The 23,647-nt window shown below is 67.1% G+C and carries 19 protein-coding genes and 1 tRNA gene; 10 read left to right on the plus strand and 10 right to left on the minus strand.

Translation table 11 applies throughout. The features are described from left to right. Positions 1-45: 45 nt before the first annotated feature. Positions 46-1,308 carry a hypothetical protein gene (locus tag RT655_RS12655; RefSeq protein ID WP_409530276.1) on the minus strand — a complete coding sequence of 421 codons (1,263 nt, stop codon included), beginning with the start codon at positions 1,306-1,308 and terminating at the stop codon, positions 46-48. Between the two features lie 209 nt (positions 1,309-1,517). Here RT655_RS12655 and RT655_RS12660 point away from each other — a divergent pair. Beyond that, positions 1,518-1,593: transfer RNA gene (locus RT655_RS12660), tRNA-Thr, on the plus strand. 553 nt (positions 1,594-2,146) lie between these two features. On the opposite strand, the gene RT655_RS12665 is transcribed toward RT655_RS12660, so the two are convergent. Further along, positions 2,147-3,172, minus strand: a complete 1,026-nt coding sequence (locus tag RT655_RS12665) for a hypothetical protein (RefSeq protein WP_313537260.1) — start codon at positions 3,170-3,172, stop codon at positions 2,147-2,149. An 82-nt stretch (positions 3,173-3,254) separates the two neighbouring features. Between RT655_RS12665 and RT655_RS12670 the strand changes: the two genes are divergently transcribed. The 4 genes from RT655_RS12670 (at position 3,255) to RT655_RS12685 (ending at position 8,290) form a co-directional block, all read left to right on the plus strand. Then, positions 3,255-4,358: an aminoglycoside phosphotransferase family protein gene (locus tag RT655_RS12670; RefSeq protein ID WP_313537272.1), complete on the plus strand. Its 1,104-nt coding sequence runs from the start codon at positions 3,255-3,257 to the stop codon at positions 4,356-4,358. Further along, positions 4,355-5,191 (plus strand): T3SS effector HopA1 family protein, encoded by an 837-nt coding sequence (locus RT655_RS12675; RefSeq protein WP_313537275.1) that lies wholly within the window; start codon positions 4,355-4,357, stop codon positions 5,189-5,191. Before RT655_RS12670 ends, RT655_RS12675 begins: the two co-directional genes overlap by 4 nt. Next, a complete protein-coding gene (locus tag RT655_RS12680; RefSeq protein ID WP_313537278.1) occupies positions 5,188-6,441 on the plus strand; it encodes a lanthionine synthetase LanC family protein in 1,254 nt (417 codons plus the stop codon). Before RT655_RS12675 ends, RT655_RS12680 begins: the two co-directional genes overlap by 4 nt. Before the next feature lie 118 nt (positions 6,442-6,559). After that, positions 6,560-8,290 (plus strand): patatin-like phospholipase family protein, encoded by a 1,731-nt coding sequence (locus RT655_RS12685; RefSeq protein WP_313537281.1) that lies wholly within the window; start codon positions 6,560-6,562, stop codon positions 8,288-8,290. On the opposite strand, the gene RT655_RS12690 is transcribed toward RT655_RS12685, so the two are convergent. Genes RT655_RS12690 through RT655_RS12710 form a run of 5 tightly spaced genes read right to left on the minus strand, consistent with a single transcriptional unit; the run spans position 8,287 to position 14,015 of the window. Continuing rightward, on the minus strand, positions 8,287-9,057 hold the full coding sequence (locus RT655_RS12690) for a glutathione S-transferase C-terminal domain-containing protein (RefSeq protein WP_313537283.1): 771 nt from the start codon (positions 9,055-9,057) through the stop codon (positions 8,287-8,289). The genes RT655_RS12685 and RT655_RS12690 overlap by 4 nt on opposite strands. Further along, a complete protein-coding gene (locus RT655_RS12695) occupies positions 9,054-10,415 on the minus strand; it encodes a cytochrome P450 (RefSeq protein WP_313537286.1) in 1,362 nt (453 codons plus the stop codon). The genes RT655_RS12690 and RT655_RS12695 overlap by 4 nt, the downstream gene beginning before the upstream one ends. Positions 10,416-10,460: 45 nt before the next feature. Further along, on the minus strand, positions 10,461-12,164 hold the full coding sequence (locus RT655_RS12700; RefSeq protein ID WP_313537289.1) for a hypothetical protein: 1,704 nt from the start codon (positions 12,162-12,164) through the stop codon (positions 10,461-10,463). After that, positions 12,161-13,165, minus strand: a complete 1,005-nt coding sequence (locus RT655_RS12705) for a hypothetical protein (protein WP_313537292.1) — start codon at positions 13,163-13,165, stop codon at positions 12,161-12,163. Before RT655_RS12705 ends, RT655_RS12700 begins: the two co-directional genes overlap by 4 nt. Beyond that, a complete protein-coding gene (locus tag RT655_RS12710) occupies positions 13,158-14,015 on the minus strand; it encodes a hypothetical protein (protein WP_313537294.1) in 858 nt (285 codons plus the stop codon). Before RT655_RS12710 ends, RT655_RS12705 begins: the two co-directional genes overlap by 8 nt. Before the next feature lie 281 nt (positions 14,016-14,296). On the opposite strand from RT655_RS12710, the gene RT655_RS12715 reads away from it, so the two are divergent. The 4 genes from RT655_RS12715 to RT655_RS12730 are packed head-to-tail and all read left to right on the plus strand — an operon-like array spanning position 14,297 to position 18,382. Next, entirely contained in the window at positions 14,297-15,928 is a 1,632-nt protein-coding gene (locus RT655_RS12715) for a ferritin-like domain-containing protein (protein WP_313537297.1), read from the plus strand. 24 nt (positions 15,929-15,952) lie between these two features. Beyond that, positions 15,953-16,618, plus strand: coding sequence for a hypothetical protein (locus tag RT655_RS12720; protein ID WP_313537300.1), 666 nt, complete (start codon positions 15,953-15,955; stop codon positions 16,616-16,618). Continuing rightward, the gene (locus RT655_RS12725; RefSeq protein WP_313537302.1) at positions 16,605-17,549 is read left to right on the plus strand and encodes a DUF692 domain-containing protein; all 945 of its coding nucleotides are present in this window, start codon (positions 16,605-16,607) and stop codon (positions 17,547-17,549) included. Before RT655_RS12720 ends, RT655_RS12725 begins: the two co-directional genes overlap by 14 nt. Further along, positions 17,546-18,382 (plus strand): DNA-binding domain-containing protein, encoded by an 837-nt coding sequence (locus tag RT655_RS12730; protein WP_313537303.1) that lies wholly within the window; start codon positions 17,546-17,548, stop codon positions 18,380-18,382. Before RT655_RS12725 ends, RT655_RS12730 begins: the two co-directional genes overlap by 4 nt. Before the next feature lie 108 nt (positions 18,383-18,490). On the opposite strand, the gene RT655_RS12735 is transcribed toward RT655_RS12730, so the two are convergent. From RT655_RS12735 to RT655_RS12745, 3 genes are read right to left on the minus strand one after another with little or no spacing between them, the layout of a single operon-like run. Then, a complete protein-coding gene (locus RT655_RS12735; protein ID WP_313537306.1) occupies positions 18,491-19,096 on the minus strand; it encodes a cysteine hydrolase family protein in 606 nt (201 codons plus the stop codon). 20 nt (positions 19,097-19,116) lie between these two features. After that, the gene (locus RT655_RS12740) at positions 19,117-20,385 is read right to left on the minus strand and encodes a sigma-54 dependent transcriptional regulator (protein ID WP_313537308.1); all 1,269 of its coding nucleotides are present in this window, start codon (positions 20,383-20,385) and stop codon (positions 19,117-19,119) included. Then, positions 20,382-22,067: an ATP-binding protein gene (locus RT655_RS12745; RefSeq protein WP_313537311.1), complete on the minus strand. Its 1,686-nt coding sequence runs from the start codon at positions 22,065-22,067 to the stop codon at positions 20,382-20,384. Before RT655_RS12745 ends, RT655_RS12740 begins: the two co-directional genes overlap by 4 nt. Positions 22,068-22,288: 221 nt before the next feature. Here RT655_RS12745 and RT655_RS12750 point away from each other — a divergent pair, with 221 nt between their 5' ends. Then, entirely contained in the window at positions 22,289-23,641 is a 1,353-nt protein-coding gene (locus tag RT655_RS12750; protein ID WP_313537314.1) for a dicarboxylate/amino acid:cation symporter, read from the plus strand. Positions 23,642-23,647: the final 6 nt, after the last annotated feature.

Below are 23,647 nucleotides of genomic sequence, written 5' to 3' on the forward strand. Positions count from 1 at the left end.
AAACCGGGAAGAATGGCGCAGAAGCGCCCTCCGCCGTGGTAAGACTCAGGCAGCCGCGCGGCGTACGGCGCGGTCGGTCAGCTGGGCATCGTCGTCCAGCTTGGCGACGATATCGAGGCCTTGTCCGCCCGCACGCGCCAGCAGCAGCACGAATTCTGCTTCGCCCGGCGCCATCGCCACGCGCGCGAGCGGCGGCCGGTGTCGCAGCGCCTCGACGGCGCGGGCAAAGGCGGCCGGGCGACGCTCGCCGGCCACCGAGGCGCGCAGCTCGCGCTCGGCAGCGACGACGCTCTTGATCCCGCCAGGGGTGATTTCCAGGAACGCGTCCAGCCCGTCCGCCGGCACCGCCAGCCGTCGGGCATGGGTAAGAACCGCGGCGAACTCGGCGAGCCGGGTCTTGTCATAGTCGGCGCCGAAGACGAGTTTGGCCACCGGCGTCATCGGCGAGCGCGCCTGGGCGGCGATCCCCGCCTCGGCGAGCAGCGCGGCATAGCCCGCCGGATCCTGCTCGGCGGCGAGTGCAAAGCCATAGGCACGATCGAGCGCGCGATAGAGCGCGACGCGGCCGCGCAGTTCCGAGGCGCGGGCGGCGGTGGCCGACTCGCGGGCGAGCATCAGCTGGTCGGCGAGGGGCGAGGCGAGCTCGGTGCGCGGCAGTTCGGCGGTGGCGGGTGAATCGAGGCCGGCACTCGGGCCGTCCGCCCAGACCGACTGGGTTGGTGCCTGGTGGGGCACCGCACGGCGCGACGCCTCGATCTCGGCATCGAGTCGTGCCTGCATCTCGGCGTCGACCACTTCCTTCCAGTTGATCACGCCGTAGATGAAGTCGATCGCCTCGGGGTTCGAGGCGAACGGCATCAGGATGCCGCGATAGAACATCTGGTGGCCGCGCTGGCCGACGAACTCGGCTTCGAAGCCGATCGGCGCACGGTTGGCGATGATCTGGAGATAATGATCGGTGAGGCGCGAGAGCAGCGAGCGGCTGGGCACTTCGCCGACCTGCGCGATCGGCCCCTCGATCCCGCACTCCTCGCGCAGCGCGGTGCCGAGATAGCGGATGGCGGGATTGTCGATGCCGGCGGTGAAATCGAGAAGCACACTGTTCGGGCCGAAATCGGCAATGTTTTCGGGATCGAGATCGTGGATCGCGGGGTAGGGCCGGCCGCGCAGCAGCGAGACCCAGTGATTGTAGGCGCGCACGTGCATCCGCCGCTCGTCGCCACCGATCGCCACGGGGCGTTCTTCAATCGCTTCGTCCGCCACGGTTACGTGCTCGGGTTCCGTCGGACGATTGATGCCGCGAGCCATGTTCATGCGGATGCTCCACTGCGGGCAAGGGCCCGAAAACGCTGATCCGGCACCTTGTGCAGGACCCATGGTAAATGCTGCGTAAAAGGCGGATCAGGAAAAGCCGCGGGCTGAAGAAAGTTGGCGGAGCCGCAAGGAGGCGCTTGCATAGGCGGGGAACGGCTGGTAAGCGCGCCCTCCTCCGGGCAAGCCAGCGCCCGGCACCGGGCGCCGCTTTAGCTCAGCTGGTAGAGCATCGCATTCGTAATGCGGGGGTCACAGGTTCGAGTCCTGTAAGCGGCACCAGTACAACTAGACTACATCGCTAGAAAGCCGCGAAAGATGGCGGGGCTGGCGCGGTCCGATATGTTCGCATGTCGTGCCGCTGTCACCCGCGCGAAGGGGCCACGAACGCGTCAGGCGCCGTGGGATCCGGTGTACGTTGGGCCCGATTCGAACGTTGCGGGCGGCTGCCCGGCCGTTCCAAGTCCCCGACTTGGATGGGCGCTGTCTGGGCGTTCAACTGGGCGCCGTTTCTGGCGAGCTCCGCTACCCATGCTGGGGCATCAGGCGAACGCTGTTGGTCGGGACGTCCCCGACGCGTCGCGCCGATAGGCTCGTCGGACTAGGGACGTGCGGAGCGGAATTCGACAACAAGATGGGTCCATTCCAGCAATGCCGCCAGAGGGATGTACCTCGCAGCGCAGATAGTCGCCGCGCCTCTGCGCGGCGCTTGCCTAGGACGCCTTGGCCGCGGCTGTCTGCGGCTTCGCGTGCAGCAGCCTTTCGTGGCCTAGCGACTGGCTTGAGCTGGTGAAAAACAACAGCCCCCGGCGCTGGTCGCCGGGGGCTGTCTGGATCAGCAGTGGATCGTCGGAATGGTAAGCGGCAGACAATAGGGCGGCAGGGTTGGAAGGGTGGCAGCGTTGGCCGGCGGGCAGCTTACCGTCGCGGGGCATCCGTATCCGTGCGTCGGCGTGCACGTGATCGTCTGCGGGCATCCCACCCCGTGCGTGGGGGTGCAGGTCGATGTGTTGGGGCAGCCCGGATTGCGCGTCGGTGCCGCGGCTGCGAACACCTGCTGCGGCGGGCCAGCGACGGTGTCGATCGGGCAGCCCAGGGTGACCGGCGGGCATACGAAGCCGGTCTGGATCGGGCATCCGATCAGGGTAGGATGGCACAGGCCATGCTGCGTCGGTGCACAACCAACCTGCGTGCATAGGGTGGCTGCCGTCGCCTGCGGCACCGGGCAGTGCGCGATGGTGTGCGCGCAGGTATTTGCTTGGGTTATCGGCGGGCAACTGACGGTCTGCGGGCAACCCAGGCCGTGCGTCGGCGCACAGCCGATCTGCGTGCAGACCGTCGCCAGTGTGGCGTGCGGCGGGCAGCTGATCGTTTGCGGGCAGCCGACGCCGTGGGTCGGGACGCACCCGATCTGCGTGCAGACGGTTGCAGCCGTATTGTGCGGCGGGCAGCTGATCGTCGAGGGGCAGCCCAGACCATGGGTCGGCGCGCACCCGATCTGCGTCCACACCGTGGGATGCACGGTATTGTAGGGGCTGAAGGCTCCATTGTCGCCGCCGAGGCCGCCGGCTGCCGCGCTGCCGCCCGCGGTCCCCGGTTTCAACGCGGCGCCGTCCTTGAGCCAGATATGCGAGCCCCCGAGCGGGGAATCGGCGATCGGCTGGCTGTGGATTACGTCCTCGGACGACGCTTCGATCCAATGCCGCAGGCTGGGATCGGAATAGATTCGGATCTTGTCCTCGCCGTCACCGCGACCAACGAAGCCGCTGACAAGCTGACTCGGCGTCGCGTTGGCAGGATCTGCATGAACTGCAGCAACAAAGTCATCCAGGCGCACGTTTGCTTTGGCCGGTTCCGCCATTTCCCATCTCCTATGACAATTGTAGGGACTCGCGTTACTTCCGGTAACAATAGTTCGGGTTACCCGTTTTGCGGAGTCATATTTGTCGGGACTCGTCGCGCATGGCTTGAGCTTTGATGGCGAAGTACATATGCTGGCATGGCGGGGGCACATCGGAATGGCGTTAGATCGTTGGGAAACCATCCAACATTTGCTGCGGATCGGTATTCTTTCATCCAGTGACATGGTTTGCGCAGATATTTCGGTAGTTGCGGTGGAATCACGCAATACCCTCGTCCTTATCGAGTATTGCGGTCGCGGCGTCGTCGTCAAACAACCGAAGGACGCTGCGGCCATGGACGCGGCAACGCTGTGGACCGAAGCATCGATGTTCTGGCTGACGAGGAACGACGCCGGCTTCTCGGCGCTCACACGCTGGATGCCGCGCTTTCTGCACTATGACGAACCGCAGCGCATTCTCACCATCGAGTATCTGGTCGGCGCGCCGCCGCTGACCGAGCATTTGTGGGGGATGGGGGTCTCGCCCGACCTTATCGGCGAGGTGGGCATCGCCTTGGCGACCCTGCACGGGCCGGTTTCCCAAGCGGCGATCGCGGGGCCGAGCCGCCGGCTCTTTCCGCCGCTGCTTCCCTGGGTGTTGACGCTAGGGGCGCCGGATGTGCGGTACGCACCCGCCACCGCCGCGTCGCTCGACGTACTGCGTCGGTTTCTGGGACAGCCGGAGGCGGCTGCCGCGCTTTGGCGGATCCGGGCCGGCTGGACGGGCGACCAGATCATCCATGGCGACATCAAGGCGCCCAACATCCTGATTGTCGCCGATGGAACCTTCCGAATCATCGATTGGGAGCTGGCGACCTTCGGGGACGGGCTGTGGGATGTCGCCGGGCTGCTGCATTCCATGCTGATCCCCAATCCCGCCGGGCCGCCCGAACCGCTCGACCAGGCGCTGCGCCGGGTGCAGCCGCTGGCCGAGGCGCTATGGCGAAGCTATGCGGCAACGCTCGTGGCCGGGAGGCGGGATGCGGCGGCCCGCATGCTGGCGATGTGCGGCGCACGGATCGTGCAGACCTGCCTGGAGAGCACGCACCACGGCACGCTCGCGCCGGGCATCCCTACGATGCTCGATGCGGCGATCCGCCTGATGACGCGGCCGGACGTGGTGCGGCGGCAATGGGGGTGGGCGTGACCGCGATCGACACTGCCGCGCTTGACACTGCGCTGGCCGCGATCGCCGCCGACATCACGGTAGCGGATCCGGGCGCCGGGCCGCGGCAGCTTCGCCTGTCTTCGGGCGAAGTCCATGCCTTTGGCTCGGCGGAGTCGCCGACATCTGGGCTGACGGAGTGCATCTATGCGCGGCACTATTGCCGGCCCGGGCAGGAAATGCCCCAAGCGCGACCCAGCGATGCGGCCTTTCTGGAGACGCTCAGGGCCGTGTGCGCGTCGTCCGGGCAGGGTACAACCATCCGCGACGGGATCACGTCCGGCCATTATTTTTTGCTGGGCCGCCCCGTCGTCGCCGCAAATACCGGGCGACAGGTACGGTTCTACTGGAACCTGCTGCCCGACGGCGCGGCCGGCTTGCTCGCGATGCTTGCGGCGCGTCTCGACCGTCGCCGCTTGCCCTTTCAGGCCAAGGTGCCGAGCACCGTGGCCGGCTATGATCGTGCGGATGCGGGCGTGCTGTATTGCGCGGCGGAGGATGTCGCTTGCGTGATCGACATCGTGCTCGAAACGCAGGCGGCGCTCGCGACATGGCTCCGGCCGGACCTGCCCTTGTTCACACGGGCACTGGCCCCCGGGCTCGGCTTCGCCGAAAGCCCGCAGGGCGGCGAGAGCTTCGGAATGGCGCGTTCGCGCCTGCTGGCCGAAGGACTGCTCCAGGCGCGCCAAGGCACGGATGCCATCGAAGCGATGCGCGCGCGGCTCGCCGGCTATGGGCTGAGGTTCGATGCGCTCGAACGCAATGCCGGTACCGCCTATCCCTATCCTCCACCCATTGCGGCCGCCGACCGATGAGCGCTCCCTATCTCGATCCCGCGACGGCGACCGAGGTCGCGGTTCGGATCGGCTATCGCATCGCCAGGCGCGCGCTGCACCATGCCGATCGGGCGACGTGGCTGGAGGCAATTCCGACCATGCCCGGCCAGAATCCGGCAGCCAGCCGCACCTGCGGTCCGGATATCTATGGCGGAACGGCCGGGATCGGCTGGTATCTCGCCGAGCTGGCGGTCCGCGCTCCCGATCCGCTGTTTGAGCGTATCGCCCGCGCGGCACTGCGCCAGGCTGCCGCGCGGGCAGAGGCGCATGTCGGACTGACGCCGCACGGCTTCTATGGTGGCCGTCCCGGCACGGCGGTGGCCCTGATCGCGGCCGGCATGCGCCTCGATGACGCGGCAAGCATCGCGGCGGGGCGACGCCTGCTCGCATCGCAAACGCTCGTGCCGGACGCACCGGATGCGACGGATCTGATCTCCGGGCTTGCCGGCACTGCACTCGCCCTGGCGATCGGTGCGGACGCGCTCGCGGACGGTGACCTCGCCGAACGCGCCCGCGACGTTGCGCTGGCGCTGATCGGGCTGGCCCACAGAGATGCGCGTGGACTGTCCTGGCCAACCATGTCCGGCGCGCGCGCGAACCTCACCGGCTTCGCGCATGGCACCGCCGGGATCGCGCACGCATTGCTCGTCGTCGATGCACTCGCCCCCAGCGAGCCTCTTCGTACCGCAGCGATCGATGCGCTGCGGTACGAAGAGGCGTGCTATGACGGCCACCATCGCGGCTGGCCCGATTACCGCGTGCTGCCGGGCTATCCGCCCGAACAGATCTTCTATCCGGTCGCCTGGTGCCATGGCGCTGCCGGGATCGCGCTGATGCGGCTGGCTGCGCGCCGCGGCGACGTCGGCGACGGCGCGGCGCTCGATGCGGCGGTCACCGCGACGGTCGTGGAGGCAGCGCGGTTGCGGGGCACGCCGGGAATCGATCATACGCTTTGCCACGGCGTGCTCGGCCTTGCCGATACGCTGCTGGATGCGGCGCGCGCGGGCCGCGAGGATGCCGCCATCACCCTGATATCGCTGCTCGACAGCGTGAAGCGCACCTATCACGATGGCGAGCAGCCCTGGCCATCGGGTCTGGCCACGCGCGAGGAAATCAGCGGGTTGATGCTCGGCACCGCCGGCATCGGATGGCTTTTCCTGCGCGTGGCGGACGCGACGCTCGGCTCGCCACTTCTGCCGGGCGCATCGATCCTGACGGCGCGCGGATAAGCGGCAAGCGGCTGGCGCCGACGCGCATTTGCCAGTGTGCGGCCGCGCGAACATGCCGTAGGGAGGGCGTTCAAGATCGATGCGCCACTGCTGTCCAGCATGGGGGAACTCAAGCATCATGACGGATCTGCCGCGTTATTCCGCCGACATGTTCCAGGCACCCGATAAGGAATGCGATATCGTCATGAAGGGCGGTATCACCTCGGGGCTGGTCTATCCCTATGCCGTGCTTGAGCTGGCGCGCGTCTACCGGCTGCGGTCGATCGGCGGCACCTCGGCCGGCGCCATCGCAGCTGCGTTCACAGCCGCTGCCGAATACGCACGGATCGTTCGCGACGACCCGGCGGGCTTTGTTCGCCTGCAGGCACGGTGCGACGCCCTTCCCGGCATCCTGGCCGCGCTCTTCCAGCCCGAGCCCCGCTTCCGCGCCCTTATGCAATATCTCGTCCGTGGGCAGGCAAGGGGCGGCAGCGCATGGCTATGGGGCCTGCCGCGTGCCTTTCCGCTTCTGTCCGCGGTCGGATTGGCCGGGGGCGCGGCGCTGCTGTGGCTGCTGCGCGGCGGCATTGCGGGTATCCTGCTGGGTGCGCTGGTCGGCCTGCTCGTCGCGATCGGCAGCCATCTGCTCCGGCTGGTGTTGCGCGAGCTGCCGGCGGCGGGCTTCGGCTTTTGCACGGGCCGCACGGTGCCAGGAAACCAGGTCCCAGGGCTGACCGACTGGCTGCACGATTCCCTGCAGGAGATCGCGTTCGGACACGATGCCAAGGCGCGTGACCCGCTCACCTTCGGCGATCTGATCGGCCCCGATCCGCTGGCGCCCCTGATCGATCTGCGCATGATCACGACCAATCTTTCGATGCGGCGGCCGCACACGCTTCCGACGCTGGGCGTATCGACGGGCTTCTCGCTCGCCGAGTGGCGCAGTCTGTTTCCACCGCACGTGATCGCCTTTCTCGGCCGTGTGACCAAGCCTTTCGCGCAACTGGCCGAGACGCAGCGCTTCCCCGAGCCCGCGGACCTGCCGGTGGTCGTCGCCACCCGGATGAGCCTGAGCTTCCCGCTGCTGTTCACCGCCGTGCCGACCTATACCCGCGACATCGCCTCCTACGCGATCGCGCGAGCGACCGGCGCGCAGGCCCCACAAGTACGGAAAGCGCGGATGTGGTTTGCCGATGGCGGGATCAGCAGCAATTTCCCGATCCACCTGTTCGACGCGCTGTTCCCGGCGCGTCCGACCTTTGCGTTGAGCCTGGACGAGCTTCCCGAGGATGCCGGCTCGCCCAATGACCGCGTCTTCATCCCGCAGCGTGCGGGGCAGGGCGTGGGCCTGCCCGTGCGTCCAATCACCGGGCTGGCCGGCTTTGCCGGCAGCATCCTGGGCTCCGCGAAGGACTGGCAGGATCAGTTGCTGAGCACCATGCCGGGGCAGCGCGAGCGCATCGCGCGCATCTTCCTGTCGGATCGCGAAGGCGGGCTGAACCTGGCGATGCCCGAGGATCGCTCCACCGCGCTGATGGGATATGGCTTGCAAGCGGGGCGCCAATTCGCCGGCGGCGCGCTGGATTTCGACGAGCATCGCTGGCGCCGCTCACTGGTCGCGTACGAACAGCTTGAGCAGGCGGTGGTGGGCACAGAGGCGGTATGGTCGGCCGGCTTCGGCGATTGGCTGGCGGCCTATCTCGACCATCCGCAAAGCTACAAGGCTGTCACGATGGCCGATCGGCAGAACATCCATGCTCGCCTCGCGCGATTTGCCGGTCTCGCCGCGGCGTTCCGCCCGTTGATCGCGCACAAGCGCCGCAAATTCCCGCGTCCCGCGGGGCGGTTGCGGATCGGACCGGACTTCTAGCTGCCGTCAAAGGCGGTGTCATAGAGGCGCTGGACGAACGCCGCGGTGGGACGGGCGCGCAGTCCCTCCATCAACGTGCGCAGCGCGAGCGGCATCGCCTCGAGCGGCGGCATCAACGCGCCATAGCCGCGGGGCAACAGCAGCGGCGCCGCGGCACCGCAGAGCGCGATGTCGCCAAGGGTGAGTCGGTCGCCTGCGAGAAAGCGTCGGCCATCGGCAATGCGGGCATCGGTTGCATCGAAGCTGGCCAAGATGGTCTTCGCCGCCGCCGCCGCCGCCTCGGCTGACAGCTTGAGGCCGGACGTGATGACGGCTCGCAGAACTGGATAGGTTAGCGGCAGCAGCGCGGCCTCGATCCACGGCACCGGGGTGGCGAAGATCGGCTGCATCAGCGCACGCTCGAACAGCAAATGAAAATAGGCGTAGACCGCTACGGCGGTGCCGAGGTCGTCATTATAGGCCTCCCAGTCCGCCGATACCTGGGCCGCCAAGGACGGCGCATCCGGGATCAGGCGGTTGGCAGCCGGCAGTGCCGCATCGAAATGCTGCGCAATCGCGAGCGGGCCGGTCAGCGCCGCGCCCCTGCTCCGCAGCAGTGGCACCTTGCCGGTGCCGCCGAACAACCTTGCGAGGATGAGGGCACAGACCAGCAAGTGGTCGCGCTCGGTCAGTGCCAAGCCGTAGTGGCGGGCAAGCAACCGCGTCGTCTCGCTGTCGATCATGGCCTGGAACGTCCACATCGTCGCGGGAATGCCCGGCGCCTTCATGCGTCGAACGCCAGGTGGAAATGCTGCGGGAAGGGCGTGTCGCCCTTGTCGATCTGCCCGCGCGCACCGTTCGCGCGGCGCAGATTCGGCATGGCGAGCAGTGGCCTGAGCATCGCGGGCAGCACAGCGCGGTTGATATGCGCCCCGAAGCAGCTGTGCATGCCATAGCCCCACAGCATATAGGTCTCCCAGGGGCGGTCGATGCGGAAGGCGGTGGCGTCGGCGATCGCCAGCGGGTCGAACATCGCCGACAGATTCGACGCCATGACGATGCTGTCCTTGGCGATATGGCGGCGACGGAGCTTCCCCCCGGCGATCACCGTGTCGTGCATCGCTCTGCGATAGATCAGCGGGTTGAGCGGCCGGAAGCGCAGCGCCTCGCATATATAGGCGGACAGCGTCGCGTCGTCGCCGGCCCGCGCCGCGGCACAGGCCCCGGCGAAGGCGCGCGGGCGATCGAGCAGTTCGTCCAGCGCGAGGTTCGCGCAGGCGGACAGCGTCGGCAACTCTCCGATCAGCAGACCGATCAGGTTGTTGCGAATGTCCAGATCGGTCATCCCTGGCAGCGCGGCGTCTCCCATGGCGAGGCAGCGGCCGAGTACGTCGTCCTTTGGGGGTCCCCTCCGGCGCGCGGCGATGTGTTGATCCATCCAGCTGCGGAAACTGGCCGCCGCCGCGGTGGCGCGCACATCGAGATCGGGATCGGCCGCCAGATCGATGAACAGATACCAGAAGAGGAGGCTGGTCCATTCCGCCATGTCCGCTTCGGAAGGGCCGGGCGTACCGAAGTAGAGGTCCAGCAGCTTGGCCGCGACGGGTATGGTCAGCGCCTGCGGAACGTCGATCGCACCCGGCAGCATCGCCACGACGGCCCTGGCGGCGTCGGCAACGCAGGGCGTGACGATTTCGGGCACGTCGTCGCGCCGCACCACGAGGCGCATGTTGGACGTGTCGCGGGTGTAGCGCGGCGTATCCTGCATGCCGAGGAAGAAGTTTTCGCCCCCCGTGATGCTCTTCATCCGCGGCGCATAGACCACGCCGAAATCGGCATCGCGGCTGAGGATGTCGATCACGTCCGCCCGGCGCGTGGCGAGCGCGGTGATGCCATTGCTGGGATAGGCGGCGACGACGCGGCGTTGTAGCACAAGGTTGGGCAGGAACAGCCGCAGCACCGCAAACACCATGCGCAGCCCGTTGGGGCCCCCGATGGTCGCAGCGAGCCGGCTCCCGATCGTGCCGCCGCTGCCGAACAGCGCGGCGATGCCGCTGCCGATCAGCCAGAGCAGTGCCCACAGCCCCTGGAGAATTAGCATCAAGCGGCGCCAGAGCACGATCGGCAGGTTGAACAGCCATTGCACCGGGCATCTCCTGTTGCAGGGGTGGGGTCGGGAATGCGCGGTTGCTCAGGTCGGGTCGATGATCCCCATCGCGATCATCCGCAGCGCGGTCATGCTGGGCAGGAAGAAATAATCGCCGCCGCGCGGCTCGACGAGCTGCGGCAGCTTGTCGCAGATGAAGGGAAGCTTGCCCCCATCGGGATCGACCGCAATCACCAGCTTGGGGTCGTCGGCCGCGGCATGGTTGCCGATCACCGGGCAGGTATCGCTGCCGGCGTTGAAATCGAGCCCGTACTGCATCCATTGCTGCTGCACGAATTCGAACTGGCGGAAGAGATTGGTGCAGATCGCCATGAAGATGATGCCATGGTCGCCATCGTCGTTCGGCGCCTGCGGATCATATTGGCCATAGGGCAGGCCGCGCCGCAGGATGCGGCGGCGATTGATGATCGCGGACCCTTCCTGCGACATGCCGTCGGCGCCGAACGTCGGCCCAAGCGTGTCGCGCGGATTGGCGCGGCGCAGATGCGACGTGACCGGGCATTTCGAACCCACCGGATCCGACGCGTAAATGAAGTTGGTGAACTGCAGCGCGATCTTGGCGAGCGCGGCCTTGTCCTTGTCGGCGCGCGCCTTGTCGAGCCGGGCTCGAAACGCCTGCCATTCGGCATAAGTGGGCGCGACCATCAGCGGCACCCCGTCCTCCCAGCGGCCGACCATCTTGGCCTTGACGGTGTTCACCGCCTCCTCGTGCGGGACGGCGTGCATCGCGGCATAGCGCTTGGCCTGTTCGTCGATATAGGCGTGAAAGGTGCCGACAGCCTCGTGGAGCTTGCGATAGGCCATGAAGGTGCCGTTGCGGCTGAACGCGATCGGCATCGCCGCGCCGGGTATCTCCTGCGCCTCGTCGGGGTAGCCGAGCAGGAACTCGCCGGTGGCGATCGGCTCCCAGCTGCCGTCGGGCATCAGCTTGCCACCGCCGGCAACGCGCACCTTTTCCGCCTCACCTGATAACTGGCCCGAGAAGACCGGATCGCCAAAGCCATCCGACAGGCCGAAATGCTCCTTGTTGGTCGGCCAATAGTGATCGCCGTCCTTGCGCATCACCGCCGACAGGTCCTGCCATTTCGCGTTGTGCGGGCCGACGCCGTCGAGCAGGATCACGCCGCCTTGCGATTCCGCACAAAGTCCGACGATCGTGTCGGTCTCTTCGTCCAGTTCGGGGCAGGGGGTGCCGTCGGGCTTCTGCTGGGCGTAGAGGGTGAGAAGGATATGGACACGGTTCTCGCCCGTCGAGTTGCGCCACACCGCGTCGCGCTTGTCGAGGAAATCATCGTCGCCGAGTAGGGCAGCGCGTGCCTCCATGCCGTCGATGAAATCGTCGGGCATGCCGCGCAGCGTGCGCGTGGGGACGCCCAGCGCGAGCAGTCCGAGAAAGGTGAAGCCGATGTTGATCGTGACCTTGGGCTTCATCAGCTGCACCCGCCCGGGATAATCGGGCACGCCCTCGGCGCGGACGATATCCTTCACCCGCGGGTTCTTGGTGCGCAGCAGCGGCTCCTCTCGATCGGGGTCCTTCCAGCGCGCGGCCGTGGTGATCTTGGGCAGGAGGCGTTCGACGAAGCGCCGGCCTTGCTCTGCCTTGCGGACGGTGAGGTAAAAGTTGCGCCCCTTCGGGAAGCCGTCGCCATAGGTGCGGAGGATACCGCCCTGGATGTCCGCCAGATCGAGCAGCGTCGCCGCGGGCGCGGCGTTTGCGGCATTGGTCATACGGGGTCTCCCGGCAATACGCTGCGGATCACGCCGGCGGGCTGGGTGGGGCCGTCGAGGTCGGCGGGCCGGGTCTCGGTCAGGAAGGTACGGAATGCGGGCCCCCAGCTAGCCGGATCACGACGCAGCTGTTCCATCGCGAACCGGGTAAAGGCCTGTTGCAGGTACAGCGCCTTGAGCACGTTGCGCAGATCGCTTCCCGGCGCGGCGGGAAAAGGTCGCCGGCCCGTCGCCAATATCCAGTAATAGTCGATCACCAGCCCCAGCACGAGCAGCGCGAGCCCCGCCCAGGGCAACCACGCCCAGCTGCTCCAGTTTGCGAACGCCGCGGCCCAGGCCCAGCCGGTGGCGCGCAGGATCGCGGCCAGCAGCGATCCCAGCACCATCAGCAGGCCTGCGCCCGGGAGCACCGCCAGCAGCGGTATCGAGATCGCGTTCAGCTTGACGGGCACGTACCAGTAATCGTGGAACGGCATGGTCGTTTCGACCTGACAGCGCAGCATGTAGCTCGCGAACCCGGCCGCATCGGTCACCGCCTCGAAATCATAGCAATATTGGAAAATCGAGCGCAGCTCGGGTGCCATCTGGTCCCATAGCTCTTCCAGATAGCGGCGCGGCTCGCCGGCACCGCCGGGATCGAGCAGATCGAAGTCGATCGTCCAGAAGATATAGGGGCAGGTGATCTGATCGACCGGCTGCGGATCGAGCAGATTGGTGCGCCGGACGACGTTGACCAGCGCGTCGCTGTGATCCCGCCCGTTGAAATAGGGCTGGTCGAGAATGACGAAGCGGGTGAAATGCGTCCGCAGGTTGCGCGCGAAGGGGCTGTTGATGCCGATTTCCTGTGTCGCATGCGATTGCAGCGCAGTCGGCAACGTCTCCAGCACCTCGCGCACGACGTGGATCGGCGAACTCTTGATGCCGCCATGCGCGACGATGCCCTCGTTGCACACCGGCACCGCCGCGGTGAAGAAATAGGTGCAGACATCGATATTAGCCATCGGCCTTCTCCCCCGTCTCGCCTGCGGGATGGGCAGGGGGCGGGTCCGCTGGCGTGCCCGTGGCCGGCGATTGCAACGCCGCGTCGACCGCAGCGCGTACCGCGCCGCGCGTTTCGTCGTCGTCGTTCGCACGCGACGCGAGGATCGCCGCTTCGTCGACCGGATGCAGGTTGCGGTCCGCCTGCAGCGGTCCGCTGCCGTTCTCGCCCCAGCGGCGTCGCTCGAAGCGGGCGCGGTTGCGGTCTGCGGCGGCGGTGTCGCAACTGGCGATCGGTGCATAGCCCGGCGCGCCCAGCCCGCCCTGGTTGGCGATCAGCAGTCGTTTGAACGCCGCAGCCAGTGCGACGTCGCTGGTCGTCGCGGCGTCGGCAGCAACTGGCGCCAGCGCGTGCGCCAATTTGAGCGCCAGCTTGATGTCCCGCTGGCCGCTCCCCGGAGTCGCGTTGTAATAATAATTGGTGTCGATCTGATTGTCGCGGATATAATCCTTGAACGGCGTGACCGGGATCGAGTTTGGATATTTTGTGCTCGAATACCAGAACAGGTCCAGCCCGCCCGGGATACCATCGGCGAAGGCGTCGATATATTGATCCCAGGTCCCATTGAAGTTGCTGCAGAACAGCATGTAATTGTTGGAGAGGCTGGCCTTGGGCTGGCCGAGCTGCGGCCACTGGTCGCGGCGGATGATCACCCAGCGCGCAAAGTGGATGAACCCCAGACCCAGCAGTCCCGCGAGCGTCGAGGGCAGGCACCGGGACAGCATGAAGATGAAGTTGTTGATCCACGTCACGCCGGGACGCATCGGCGTGACGACGTTCATGCCATAGGCTTTGCCGGCCAGGTTGCTCATTGGTCCACCCCCGTAAGGAGCAACGCACGCTACCATAAAGGAAAATGCGCTACTTCGATCGTGCGACCTGGCTTTGTATGAAGGCAGCATAGAGTTGCTTGCGCCGAAAATGCAAGATGTTTCGGGCGAAGCGGTCGTTACTGATATTAATTGTCCGGAATGGGTATTTCATCGTTGTCTAGCACCGTGTTGTTTTGTAAAAATGCGATAAACCGGGGCGGCGTCGCACTTCTCTGGCGCCGGGAACCAGCACCGATCGGACGGAGGGGACTGCCGTGGACGTGTGTGATGCAGTAACGCCGCTGACATCTGCCGAGCAGGCGTTCGTCGCCGAAATCAATCGAAGCTGGACGCGCGACGAAGTACTCGCCCGGCTGACGCGCGATCTCCAGACCGCGGTCGAGATCGAGCTCGCGACGATCCCGATCTATCTCTACACCTATTATTCGCTCGTCCGGAACAATGAGAGCGGCGAGTTGATCAGCGACGCCCAGCTTTATGCCAACAAGGCAGGGGGCATTCTCATGAGCGTCGCGGTGGAGGAAATGCTCCACATGTCACTTTCCGCCAACATCCTGTGGTCGATGGGCGTGATGCCGCAGCTCTATGGCAAGGCGCCGGCAGCCTATCCGACGCCGCTGCCCTATCACAATCCGCGCGGGCCCCTGGGTCCGGATGGCCGCACCGCGGTATTGATCCCGCTGGGCAAGCTGAGCTTCGAGCAACTCTGGCACTTCCTCCAGATCGAATATTCCGAGCAATGGGATGCGCCGCCGCAGGACCGCGACTGGGATACGATCGGGCAATTCTATTCCTATATTCGCTGCCTGCTGAACACGCGGTTCCTGGCGGATTCCGATTTCCAGCGCGGTGCGATGGCAAGCGCGATCCAGCCCTACAATTACTCGCCCAACAACGTCGACACCGTCTACCCGTCCTGCGGGTTCAACCCGTGGAAGCCCGCGCCGCCGGCCACGGCCAGCTGGGCGGGTACGATCCAGGGTGCGGCCGCGACGGCCGTCTATCCCGACGCCGACGACAGTCATGCCGGACGCTCGTCGCTGATCGCAATCCGCTCGATCCGCGACGCCGCGATCGCGATCGACACGATCTGCGACCAGGGCGAGGGCAGGCCCGTCCCGCGGATCGGGCCGAGCCCCTATGACGATCCGTCGAAGCAGGAGGACTCGCACTATGTGAAGTTCCTCGGCCTGCAGGCGCAGTTCGCCGACTATGCCGGCACGAGCGAGCAGCGCCCACTTCAGCCATCGCCGCCGACCGATGTGATCCAGCCAGCCGTGACCGGAAAGGAACTGCTTGCTGCCGATGTGCTGGTGGACGTGCCGGACAGTCCCGTCGCGGCGGGCTATCCCGAGCATTATGTCGATATCACCAATTTCTGCAGTGCCTGCTTCCAGTATATGCTGGTGATGACGGAGACGATCTATCTGGTGCCGCCGGCGCAGCAAAAGCTCTTCTTCAATGAAGGCCTGCACCGATCGATGATCTGGGTGCTCGACAAATATGTTCGCACGATCCGCCAGATCCCCATTCCTGACGGCGCCTATTCAGGGAAGTGCATGGGACCGACCTTCGAGAATGTTTCGCTGGGCGATCGCATCCACGCCTTCGAAGGCCTCAAGGCCTATGGCGACAAGGCGATTGCCGCCGCCAATGCGTTGATCCATCGCCACGACCCGCGTCGCGTCGTGGCGCATCCGGGCCATCTCCAACGGCCCGGCCGCGCGACCGCCAAGGCGGTAAAGATCGAGAAGGCGGATGATGACCTGGTCAGCATTCTGCAAAACGTGATTTATTATGTCGGCGTCGCGACCTGCAAGACGGGTACGGACAACGCGCCGATGCACCTGCCCGATGTCGGCCCCTATTGGGCCGCCGCCCGGCAACGCTGATCGCTCTCGACAGAGGAACGAGCCATGGCATCCTGCGCTACGCCGACTCCCACGCCTTCGCCGGGTGTTCCGGTCCCCACCCCCTATCCCTATGCGGAGGAGCCCGCCTTTCCGGGGCCGGGCGTCATCGGTCCACAGCCCGAGGGCATCCCGCTCCACGCTTGCATGGGGCTGAATGCATGCGCGGGTGCGGATCGCTTCGGCGTGCTCGGCGCGCCGGGGCGCGAACCCAATGCCTGTGCCGGGCAGGGCTATTGCGCCACCGGCACCGACCACACCTGCCATGTCCAGAACGAGTGCAAGGGGCAGGGGGGCTGCGGGCTCTATGGCACTGGCGAGGAGATGAACAACCCGGGCGCCAATGCCTGCCGCTCGCAGGGATCTTGCGCGACGCCGATCAATGCCGAGCGGTTCAGCACCAACGGGCCCAACCGGGGCAAGAGTGTGTGGTTGCGCGCGCGTGCGGTGTTCGAGACGAATTGGGCGGCAACGCGAGCCGAACTGCTCGCCGCGCGGCAGGACGGCAAGCCAGCGTCCGGTCAGCCGCTCCCGGAGACTCTCGGCGCGCCGCCGGCGGCCTTCGCTGCGACCGGCCCAACCTATCTGTGGATCTCCGATGACAACGAGTCGCGCGGCAACATGACCGCCTGCGGATCGAGCGCGATGAGCGGTGCCGGTGGCTGCAGCTGACGACGCGCTCGCCGGGTTGCCGCGGCTGGGGCTTGGCCTGGGGCTGCGCAACGTGCATTTCGACGCCATCTTGGCGGATGCGCCGGACGACCTTTGGTTCGAGGCGATCTCCGAGAATTTCATGGACTCGGGCGGGCGCCCGCGCGCGATGCTGGAAGCGGTCGCCGAGCGCCATCCGGTGGTGCTGCACGGCGTGTCCATGTCGATCGGCAGCACCGATCCGCTCGATCGGGCCTATCTCGCATCGTTGAAGCGGCTGGCCGATGCGATCCGCCCTGCCTGGATCAGCGACCATCTGTGCTGGACCGGGGTGAACGGCCGCAACACCCATGACCTGCTGCCGCTGCCGCTCACCGAAGAGAGCCTGGCGCATGTCGTCGCGCGGGTACGGCAGGTCCAGGATCTGCTCGAGCGGCCGCTGATCCTGGAAAATCCCAGTTCCTATGTCCGCTTCGTCCAATCGACGATCAGCGAGCCCGATTTCCTGCGCGCGTTGGCGGCCGACACCGGGTGCGGGCTGCTGCTCGACGTCAACAATGTCTTTGTGAGCAGCTTCAACGCCGGCACCGATCCGTTCGCCTATCTCGATGCCTTTCCGTGCGACCGCGTCGTCCAGATGCACCTCGCCGGGCATCAGGATTGCGGGACGCATGTGATCGACACCCATGATCGGCCGGTGCGGCGCGAGGTGTGGGACCTGTTCCGCGCTGCCTGGCAGCGAACCGGCGGCGCGGCCACGCTGCTCGAATGGGACGATCGGATTCCCGGATTCGACGATTGCCTGACCGAGCTTCGCAAGGCCGAGCGTTATATGGGAGCGGGCGCGGTGCCGATCATGGCGGCGTCGTCGGCATCGGATGGCGAGGGCATCTCCGGGCCAATAGACTTTCTGCTCCCCCATGCGATCGGCCTGCTGGAGGATGCCGCGTGACCGAACTCGCGGAGGCGCAGCAGCGGATGCACGCCGCGCTGCTGGATCCGATCGCGGGCTCCGCCGCCGCGGAGGCGCTCCTTGCAGGCGACGGCAGGCTCGCTGCCGCGGCGGGACTGGCCGTCTATCAGCGCGGCTATATCCTGCGCATCACCGCCTGCATGCGCGCGCAATTTCCGGCACTCTGCCATGCGCTCGGCCGCGCGCTCTTTGAGGATTTCGTCGCTGATTACGTCCGCGACTGTCCGCCCGAGCGGCACACGCTCTACGATCTGGGTCGCCGCTTTCCCGACTGGATGGAGGCCAGTCGTCCCGATGCGGGCGCACCCGAGAACTGGGTCGATTTCGTGATCGACCTGGCCAGGTTCGAATATGCGGTATTCGCGCTGTTCGACGCGCCGGGCAACGAGGGGCAGCCCCTCGCGACCACGGCGTCGCACGACGCCACGCTTCGCTTGCAGTCTGCCTTCGCGCTGGGCCTCTATCGCTTCGATGTACCCGGCTATTATCACGCGGTACGACGCGGTGAGGCGCCCCAGATCGCGCCGCCCGCGCGCTGTCCTGTCGCGCTCGTCCGCCGCGGCTATGTCGTGCGAACCCTTGCGCTGAGCGCGCCGCAATATGCCTTCCTCGGCGCGATGCACGCCGGCGCGGATGTCGCCACCGCGCTGGGGCGGGTCGCCACGGACTACGCGATCGATCCTGCAAGTGTCGAACGCATGTGGCGTGAGGGCAGCCGCGCCCGCTGGATCGAGGCGGGCCTTTTCGTCGTTACCCCGGCCTCGCCACCGCGTGCTGAGACGGTCGGTCTTGGCGGGGATCACACCGTATAACGGCACCGTGCCATACCGCCGCGCGAGCGTGGATGCTGTCCGCGGTCGGTACCGCCCGCAACAATTATGGTCGAATGGTCAGCATTCCCTCGAAAGACGCGGCGGAGCCTATGCGGGGACGGTCGCATCCGTGACCAGCCGGACCGGCTGGCCGGGGAAATCCTCGGCCAGCACCTGCGCGATCGGACGCGCGATGCCGCGGGTGAGCGCCGCAGGCACCTCCACCGCAAAGCCGCGCGCCACCGCGCCCTCGATCGCCCAGCGCACGCAATAATCCGCCGCGACCCCGATCACGGTCAGCGCAGTCACGCCCTGCGCGTGAAGCGACGTGAAGAAGGCGTCGCGCGCCTGCGTTTGGCCGTTGGCGACGGTTTCGATCACCAGGTCGGGTTCGGCCCACAGATCGAACACGCCTTTTTCGATCCGATAGACCGGGATGCCCGCCGCCACCCCGGCGAGATCGAGTACATTCCGCCAGCCGGACGTGCCGCGTTCGCAGTGCAGCGGGAATTGCTCGGCCTCGGGCGATCCGGCGAAGCGTTCGGCGGTGTGGGTGTCGAAGGTGAACAGCACGCCCGCGGTCTCCGCCGGATCGAGCGCGGCGAGCCAGGCCCGCATCGGCGCGATCAGCGTTTCGGCGCCTGCAACCGACAGCGCCCCATCGGCGTGCATGAAATCGGCCTGGGTATCCACCACGATGACGAAACGCCGCACCTTCGGTCTCCTTACTTGCCCTATTCGACCCCGCGGGCGCGCCGCAGGTCGATGCCGAGCCGTTTGACCCGGTAATAGAAGGTCTTGCGCGGCAGGCCCAGCGCCGCGATCGCGGCGTTGATCTCGCCGTCCGCCGCCGCGATCGCATCGAGGATCGCGCTGCGTTCGAAAGCCTCCAGTCGTTCGGTGAGCGGCCGCGCTTCGGCGGGCGCGGTCTCGGAAGCGGGCTCGAGCCCGAGCACGAAGCGCTCCGCTGCGCGCTCGAGCTCGCGGACATTGCCCGGCCAGTCGCGCCGGGCGGCGGCATGCGCGGCTTCGGAAAGCGGCGGGGCGGGGCGACGGTGGCGCTGTGCCGCCTGGAGCGCGAGCTGGGCGAACAGCAACGGCACGTCCTCGCGCCGCTCAGCCAGCGGCGGTAGCCGCAGCGGCACCCCTGCCAGCCGATGATAAAGCCCGGGCGGCAGCGCCGCCGCGCCGCCCTCGCCGATCGCCGCGATGATGCACACGTCTACGGGCTCGGGATCGCGCTGCTCGGTGGCAACGGTGCGCGCCTCGGCGAACTGGGCGAGGCGGTGGTGGAGTTCGGGCTGGGCGAGGTCAAGATGGTCGAGGAACAGCGTGCCGCGATCGGCGCGTGCGACCAGCCCGTCACGGGCGAACAGTTCCCCCGCGCCGATCCCCGGCGGCAGCGTCGCGCAGTCCACCGCCTGGAAGCGATGGCGCGCCCGCCGCCCGGCGCGGTGGACCAGCCGCGCATAGAGCTCCTTGCCGGTGCCGGTGGCACCTTCGAGCACGATGTCGAGTGCGGCATCGGCCAGCACCGGGATCATCTCGCGCAGCCGGCGGATGGCGGACGCCTCGCCGAGCAGCGCCGTGTCGAGCTCGGTCGTGACAGTGCGTAACCGTCGGTTCTCCAGCGCAAGCATGCGCGCGGTGCCGGCGCGTTGCAGTGCGGCGGCGAGCGCGTCGCCGGCGAAGGGTTTGGTCAGGAAATCCCAGGCACCCGCCTTGATCGCATCCACCGCCATGGCGACGTCGCCGTGGCCGGTCATCAGGATCACCGGCAGCTCAAGATCGATCGCGCGCAGCCGGTGGAAGAAGTCGATCCCCGACATGCCCGGCATCCGCACATCGGTGACGACGACGCCGGGGAAGTCGCGGTCGATCGCCGCCAAGGCGCTCGGCGCATCGACGAAGGGGCGGACCTCGTGCCCGGCCAGCGTCAGCAGCTGGATCAGCGCCGCGCGGAAATCGGCGTCATCATCGATCAGGGCGACGGGCATGCTCATGCCCGCCGTAGCTCCAGCTCGAAACAGGCGCCGCCCTCGTCGGGCAGCCAGCGCAGTCTGCCGCCAAGGTCGGTCATGATGTCACTTGCGATCACCAGCCCCAGGCCCAGCCCGTTGCTGCGGCTGGTGGCGAAGGGGGTGAACAGCCGCGCGGCGATGTCCGGCGCGATGCCGGGGCCATTGTCCTCGATGCGAACCCAGACCAAGCCGTCGGTCAACGTGGCGCGGATGGTAATGGTCGGATGAGTGTGGCCGGCAAGCGCCTCGGTCGCGTTCTGCAGGAGGTTGACGAACACCTGCTCCAGCCGCACCCGTCCGCCCATCACCAACAGGTGTGCGCCGATCGCCGGACGTTCCAGCCGGACGTTGCGCAACTGCTCCTTGAGGATCAGCAGCGCGCCGTCGAGCACCTCGGCCAGCGGCAGCGGCCGGACCTCGCCGGGCTGGCGGCGTGAAAAGCCGCGCAGCTGCGCGGTCACCGCGCCGATCCGGTCGCTCAGGCGTCGGATCGTCTCCAGATTGTCCCGCACCATCTCCGTCGCGCCCTGCGCGAGCAGTTGGACGCTGGTCTCGGCATAGGTGCGGATTGCGGCGACGGGCTGGGCAGTTTCATGCGCCACGCTGGCGGTTACCTGACCCAAGGTGGCGAGGCGGTTGGCCTGGCGCAGACCTTCGCGCAGATCGGCGGCGCGCGCTTCGAGTGCGGCGCGTTCCTCGATCTCGCGGCGGAGCTCTGCTGTGCGCTCGGCGACCGCGGCCTCAAGCTCGGAGGTACGGCGCTGGCGCTGCGTCGCGCGCTGACGGAAGCCCCAGACCAGTAGCGCCAATGCCAGTACCGCCAGCACCGCGCCGAGCGCCGCGGTGCGCTGCGCCGCGGCGACGGCGGGGCCAACCGCGCGACGCAGCGCCAGCGTCCAACCCGGCTGGCTGGTCGGCACGCGCGCCTCGATCAGATCGCCGCGGGCGGGCGGCAGCAGCACCGGCGCGGAGCCTTCAGGCAGCGCGGCCTCGCGCCGAAGCGCCGCGAGGACCGCCGGCACGATCGGCCGCGCGACGGCGAAGCGCAGGCCGGGGTCGCTGGCGACGAGTACCAGTCCGGCAGGATTCTCGACATAGGTGTCGCCGCCCGCGCGCTGCCATGCCGCCTCGATCGCATCGAACTCCAGCTTGACGACGATGACGCCGTTCAGTGGTGTGCGGCGGGCGAGGTACAGTCCCGAATGGCGGCTGACCGTGCCCAGCGCGAACTGGCTGGCCTCTCCGCGCGTGCTCGCCTCACGGAAATAGCGGCGGAAGCGATAGTCGGAGCCGACAAAGCTTTGCGGCGTGCGCCAGTTGCTTGCTGCCCGGGTGCGGCCATCGGCGCCGATCACGTAGATGGCGGCAGCGCCGGTGGTGCGGGCGAGGTGTTCCAGCTTTTCGTTGAGGGCGCCCGGCGGCGCACCAGCGAGCGTGGCGGCAACGTCGCGGTCGTCGCCCAAGGCGAGAGGGAGCAGGCGAAAGCGCGCGATCTCGCTGTCGAGCAGCGCGGCACGCAACTGGGCGTTGGTGCGCGCGCCGGATACCAGCGTGTCGCGCGTGCGGTTCCCGGCAACCCAACCAATGGCCAATGCAACCGCCACGCCGAGCAGCGCAGCGAGCGCCCAGTATCGCCAGCCCGAAAACGAGTCGCGTCGCGTCACCGCTTCGCTATCTGCTACCACGACGCGATGTGCAAGTTTTTGCACATCGTGAGACGGGCATATGCCACTTCTTGCGCATCAGCTTGCGTGCGATGAAAATAACATATTGATAAAGAACGATATAAAATTCAGCGGCGTTGCCCTTTCCCCGCGGGACTCCGCAGCCGAATATGCACGGATCGAGTCCTACCGGCACAACGGAGGCCGAAGGAGAGGAAGTGATGGTTCGTATCCCCGCCGATTCCCACGAGACCGCGCACGCAGCGGCGCCGGCCAAGGCCTTGCCCTGGTACCGGCATCTCTATGCGCAAGTGCTGGTCGCGATCATCGCGGGCGTGCTGATCGGCCATTATGCGCCCGCCACCGGCGAGGCGCTCAAGCCGATCGGCGACGGGTTCATCAAGCTGGTCAAGATGATCATCGCGCCGGTGATCTTCCTCACCATCGTCACCGGCATCGCCGGCATGCGTGACCTCAAGGCCGTCGGCCGGGTCGCGGCCAAGGCGTTCGGCTATTTCCTGTTCTTCTCCACGCTGGCGCTGGTCGTCGGCATGGTGGTCGCCAATGTCGTGCGGCCGGGGGCGGGGCTCAACATCGATCCGGCCTCCCTCGATGCCGGCAAGGTGGCGGACTATGCCGCCAAAGCGCATGAAAGCACGCTGACCGGCTTCCTCCTCGGCATCATCCCCGACACCTTCCTATCCGCGATCACCGGCGGCAACATCCTGCAGACGCTGTTTGTCGCGATCCTGTTCGGTATCGGCCTCGCGCTGGTCGGCGACCGCGGCGAGCGGATCACCCACGCGCTCGAAGATATCTCGCTGGCGATGTTCAAGGTCGTCGCGATCCTGATGAAGGCGGCCCCCGTCGGCGCGTTCGGCGCGATGGCGTTCACCGTCGGCAAATACGGCGTCGGCACGCTCGCCAACCTCGCGATGCTGGTCGGCACCTTCTACTTCACCTCGGCGCTGTTCGTGCTGGTCGTGCTCGGCACGGTCTCGTGGCTGGCGGGCTTCTCGATCCTTCGCCTGATCGCGTACCTGAAGGCCGAACTGCTGCTGGTGCTCGGCACCTCCTCGTCGGAAAGCGCGCTGCCCTCGCTGATCGAGAAAATGGAGCGCGCGGGCTGCCCCAAGACGATCGTCGGCCTGGTCGTGCCGACCGGCTATTCGTTCAACCTCGACGGCACCAACATCTACATGACGCTGGCGGCGCTGTTCATCGCCCAGGCGACCAACGTCCACCTCTCGATCGAGCAGCAACTGCTGCTGCTCGGGGTGGCGATGCTGTCGTCCAAGGGGGCTGCGGGCGTGACCGGTGCGGGGTTCATCACCCTGGCGGCAACGCTGTCGATCGTGCCCAGCGTGCCGGTGGCCGGCATGGCGCTGATCCTCGGCGTCGACCGGTTCATGTCCGAGTGCCGCAGCCTCACCAACTTCATCGGCAATGCTGTCGCGACCGTGGTCGTCTCGCGCTGGGAAGGGCGGCTCGATCACGAGGCGCTCGACGCCGCACTGCACGGCGGCGCGCTGCGGATCGACCAGCGCCCCGCCGACGCCGTCCCGGCCGAATAAGGAAGT

Origin of the sequence: Sphingomonas sp., assembly GCF_032114135.1 — a bacterium.
GTDB lineage: Bacteria > Pseudomonadota > Alphaproteobacteria > Sphingomonadales > Sphingomonadaceae > Sphingomonas.

What these genes read in the sequence shown, in the direction of transcription:
- RT655_RS12665 (WP_313537260.1), bottom strand. Translation starts at nt 3,172, where the DNA reads ATGGCGGAACCGGCCAAAGCAAACGTGCGCCTGGATGACTTTGTTGCT.
- RT655_RS12720 (WP_313537300.1), top strand. Translation starts at nt 15,953, where the DNA reads ATGGCATCCTGCGCTACGCCGACTCCCACGCCTTCGCCGGGTGTTCCG.
- RT655_RS12685 (WP_313537281.1), top strand. Translation starts at nt 6,560, where the DNA reads ATGACGGATCTGCCGCGTTATTCCGCCGACATGTTCCAGGCACCCGAT.
- RT655_RS12680 (WP_313537278.1), top strand. Translation starts at nt 5,188, where the DNA reads ATGAGCGCTCCCTATCTCGATCCCGCGACGGCGACCGAGGTCGCGGTT.
- RT655_RS12700 (WP_313537289.1), bottom strand. Translation starts at nt 12,164, where the DNA reads ATGACCAATGCCGCAAACGCCGCGCCCGCGGCGACGCTGCTCGATCTG.
- RT655_RS12690 (WP_313537283.1), bottom strand. Translation starts at nt 9,057, where the DNA reads ATGAAGGCGCCGGGCATTCCCGCGACGATGTGGACGTTCCAGGCCATG.
- RT655_RS12710 (WP_313537294.1), bottom strand. Translation starts at nt 14,015, where the DNA reads ATGAGCAACCTGGCCGGCAAAGCCTATGGCATGAACGTCGTCACGCCG.
- RT655_RS12705 (WP_313537292.1), bottom strand. Translation starts at nt 13,165, where the DNA reads ATGGCTAATATCGATGTCTGCACCTATTTCTTCACCGCGGCGGTGCCG.
- RT655_RS12740 (WP_313537308.1), bottom strand. Translation starts at nt 20,385, where the DNA reads ATGAGCATGCCCGTCGCCCTGATCGATGATGACGCCGATTTCCGCGCG.
- RT655_RS12750 (WP_313537314.1), top strand. Translation starts at nt 22,289, where the DNA reads ATGGTTCGTATCCCCGCCGATTCCCACGAGACCGCGCACGCAGCGGCG.
- RT655_RS12655 (WP_409530276.1), bottom strand. Translation starts at nt 1,308, where the DNA reads ATGGCTCGCGGCATCAATCGTCCGACGGAACCCGAGCACGTAACCGTG.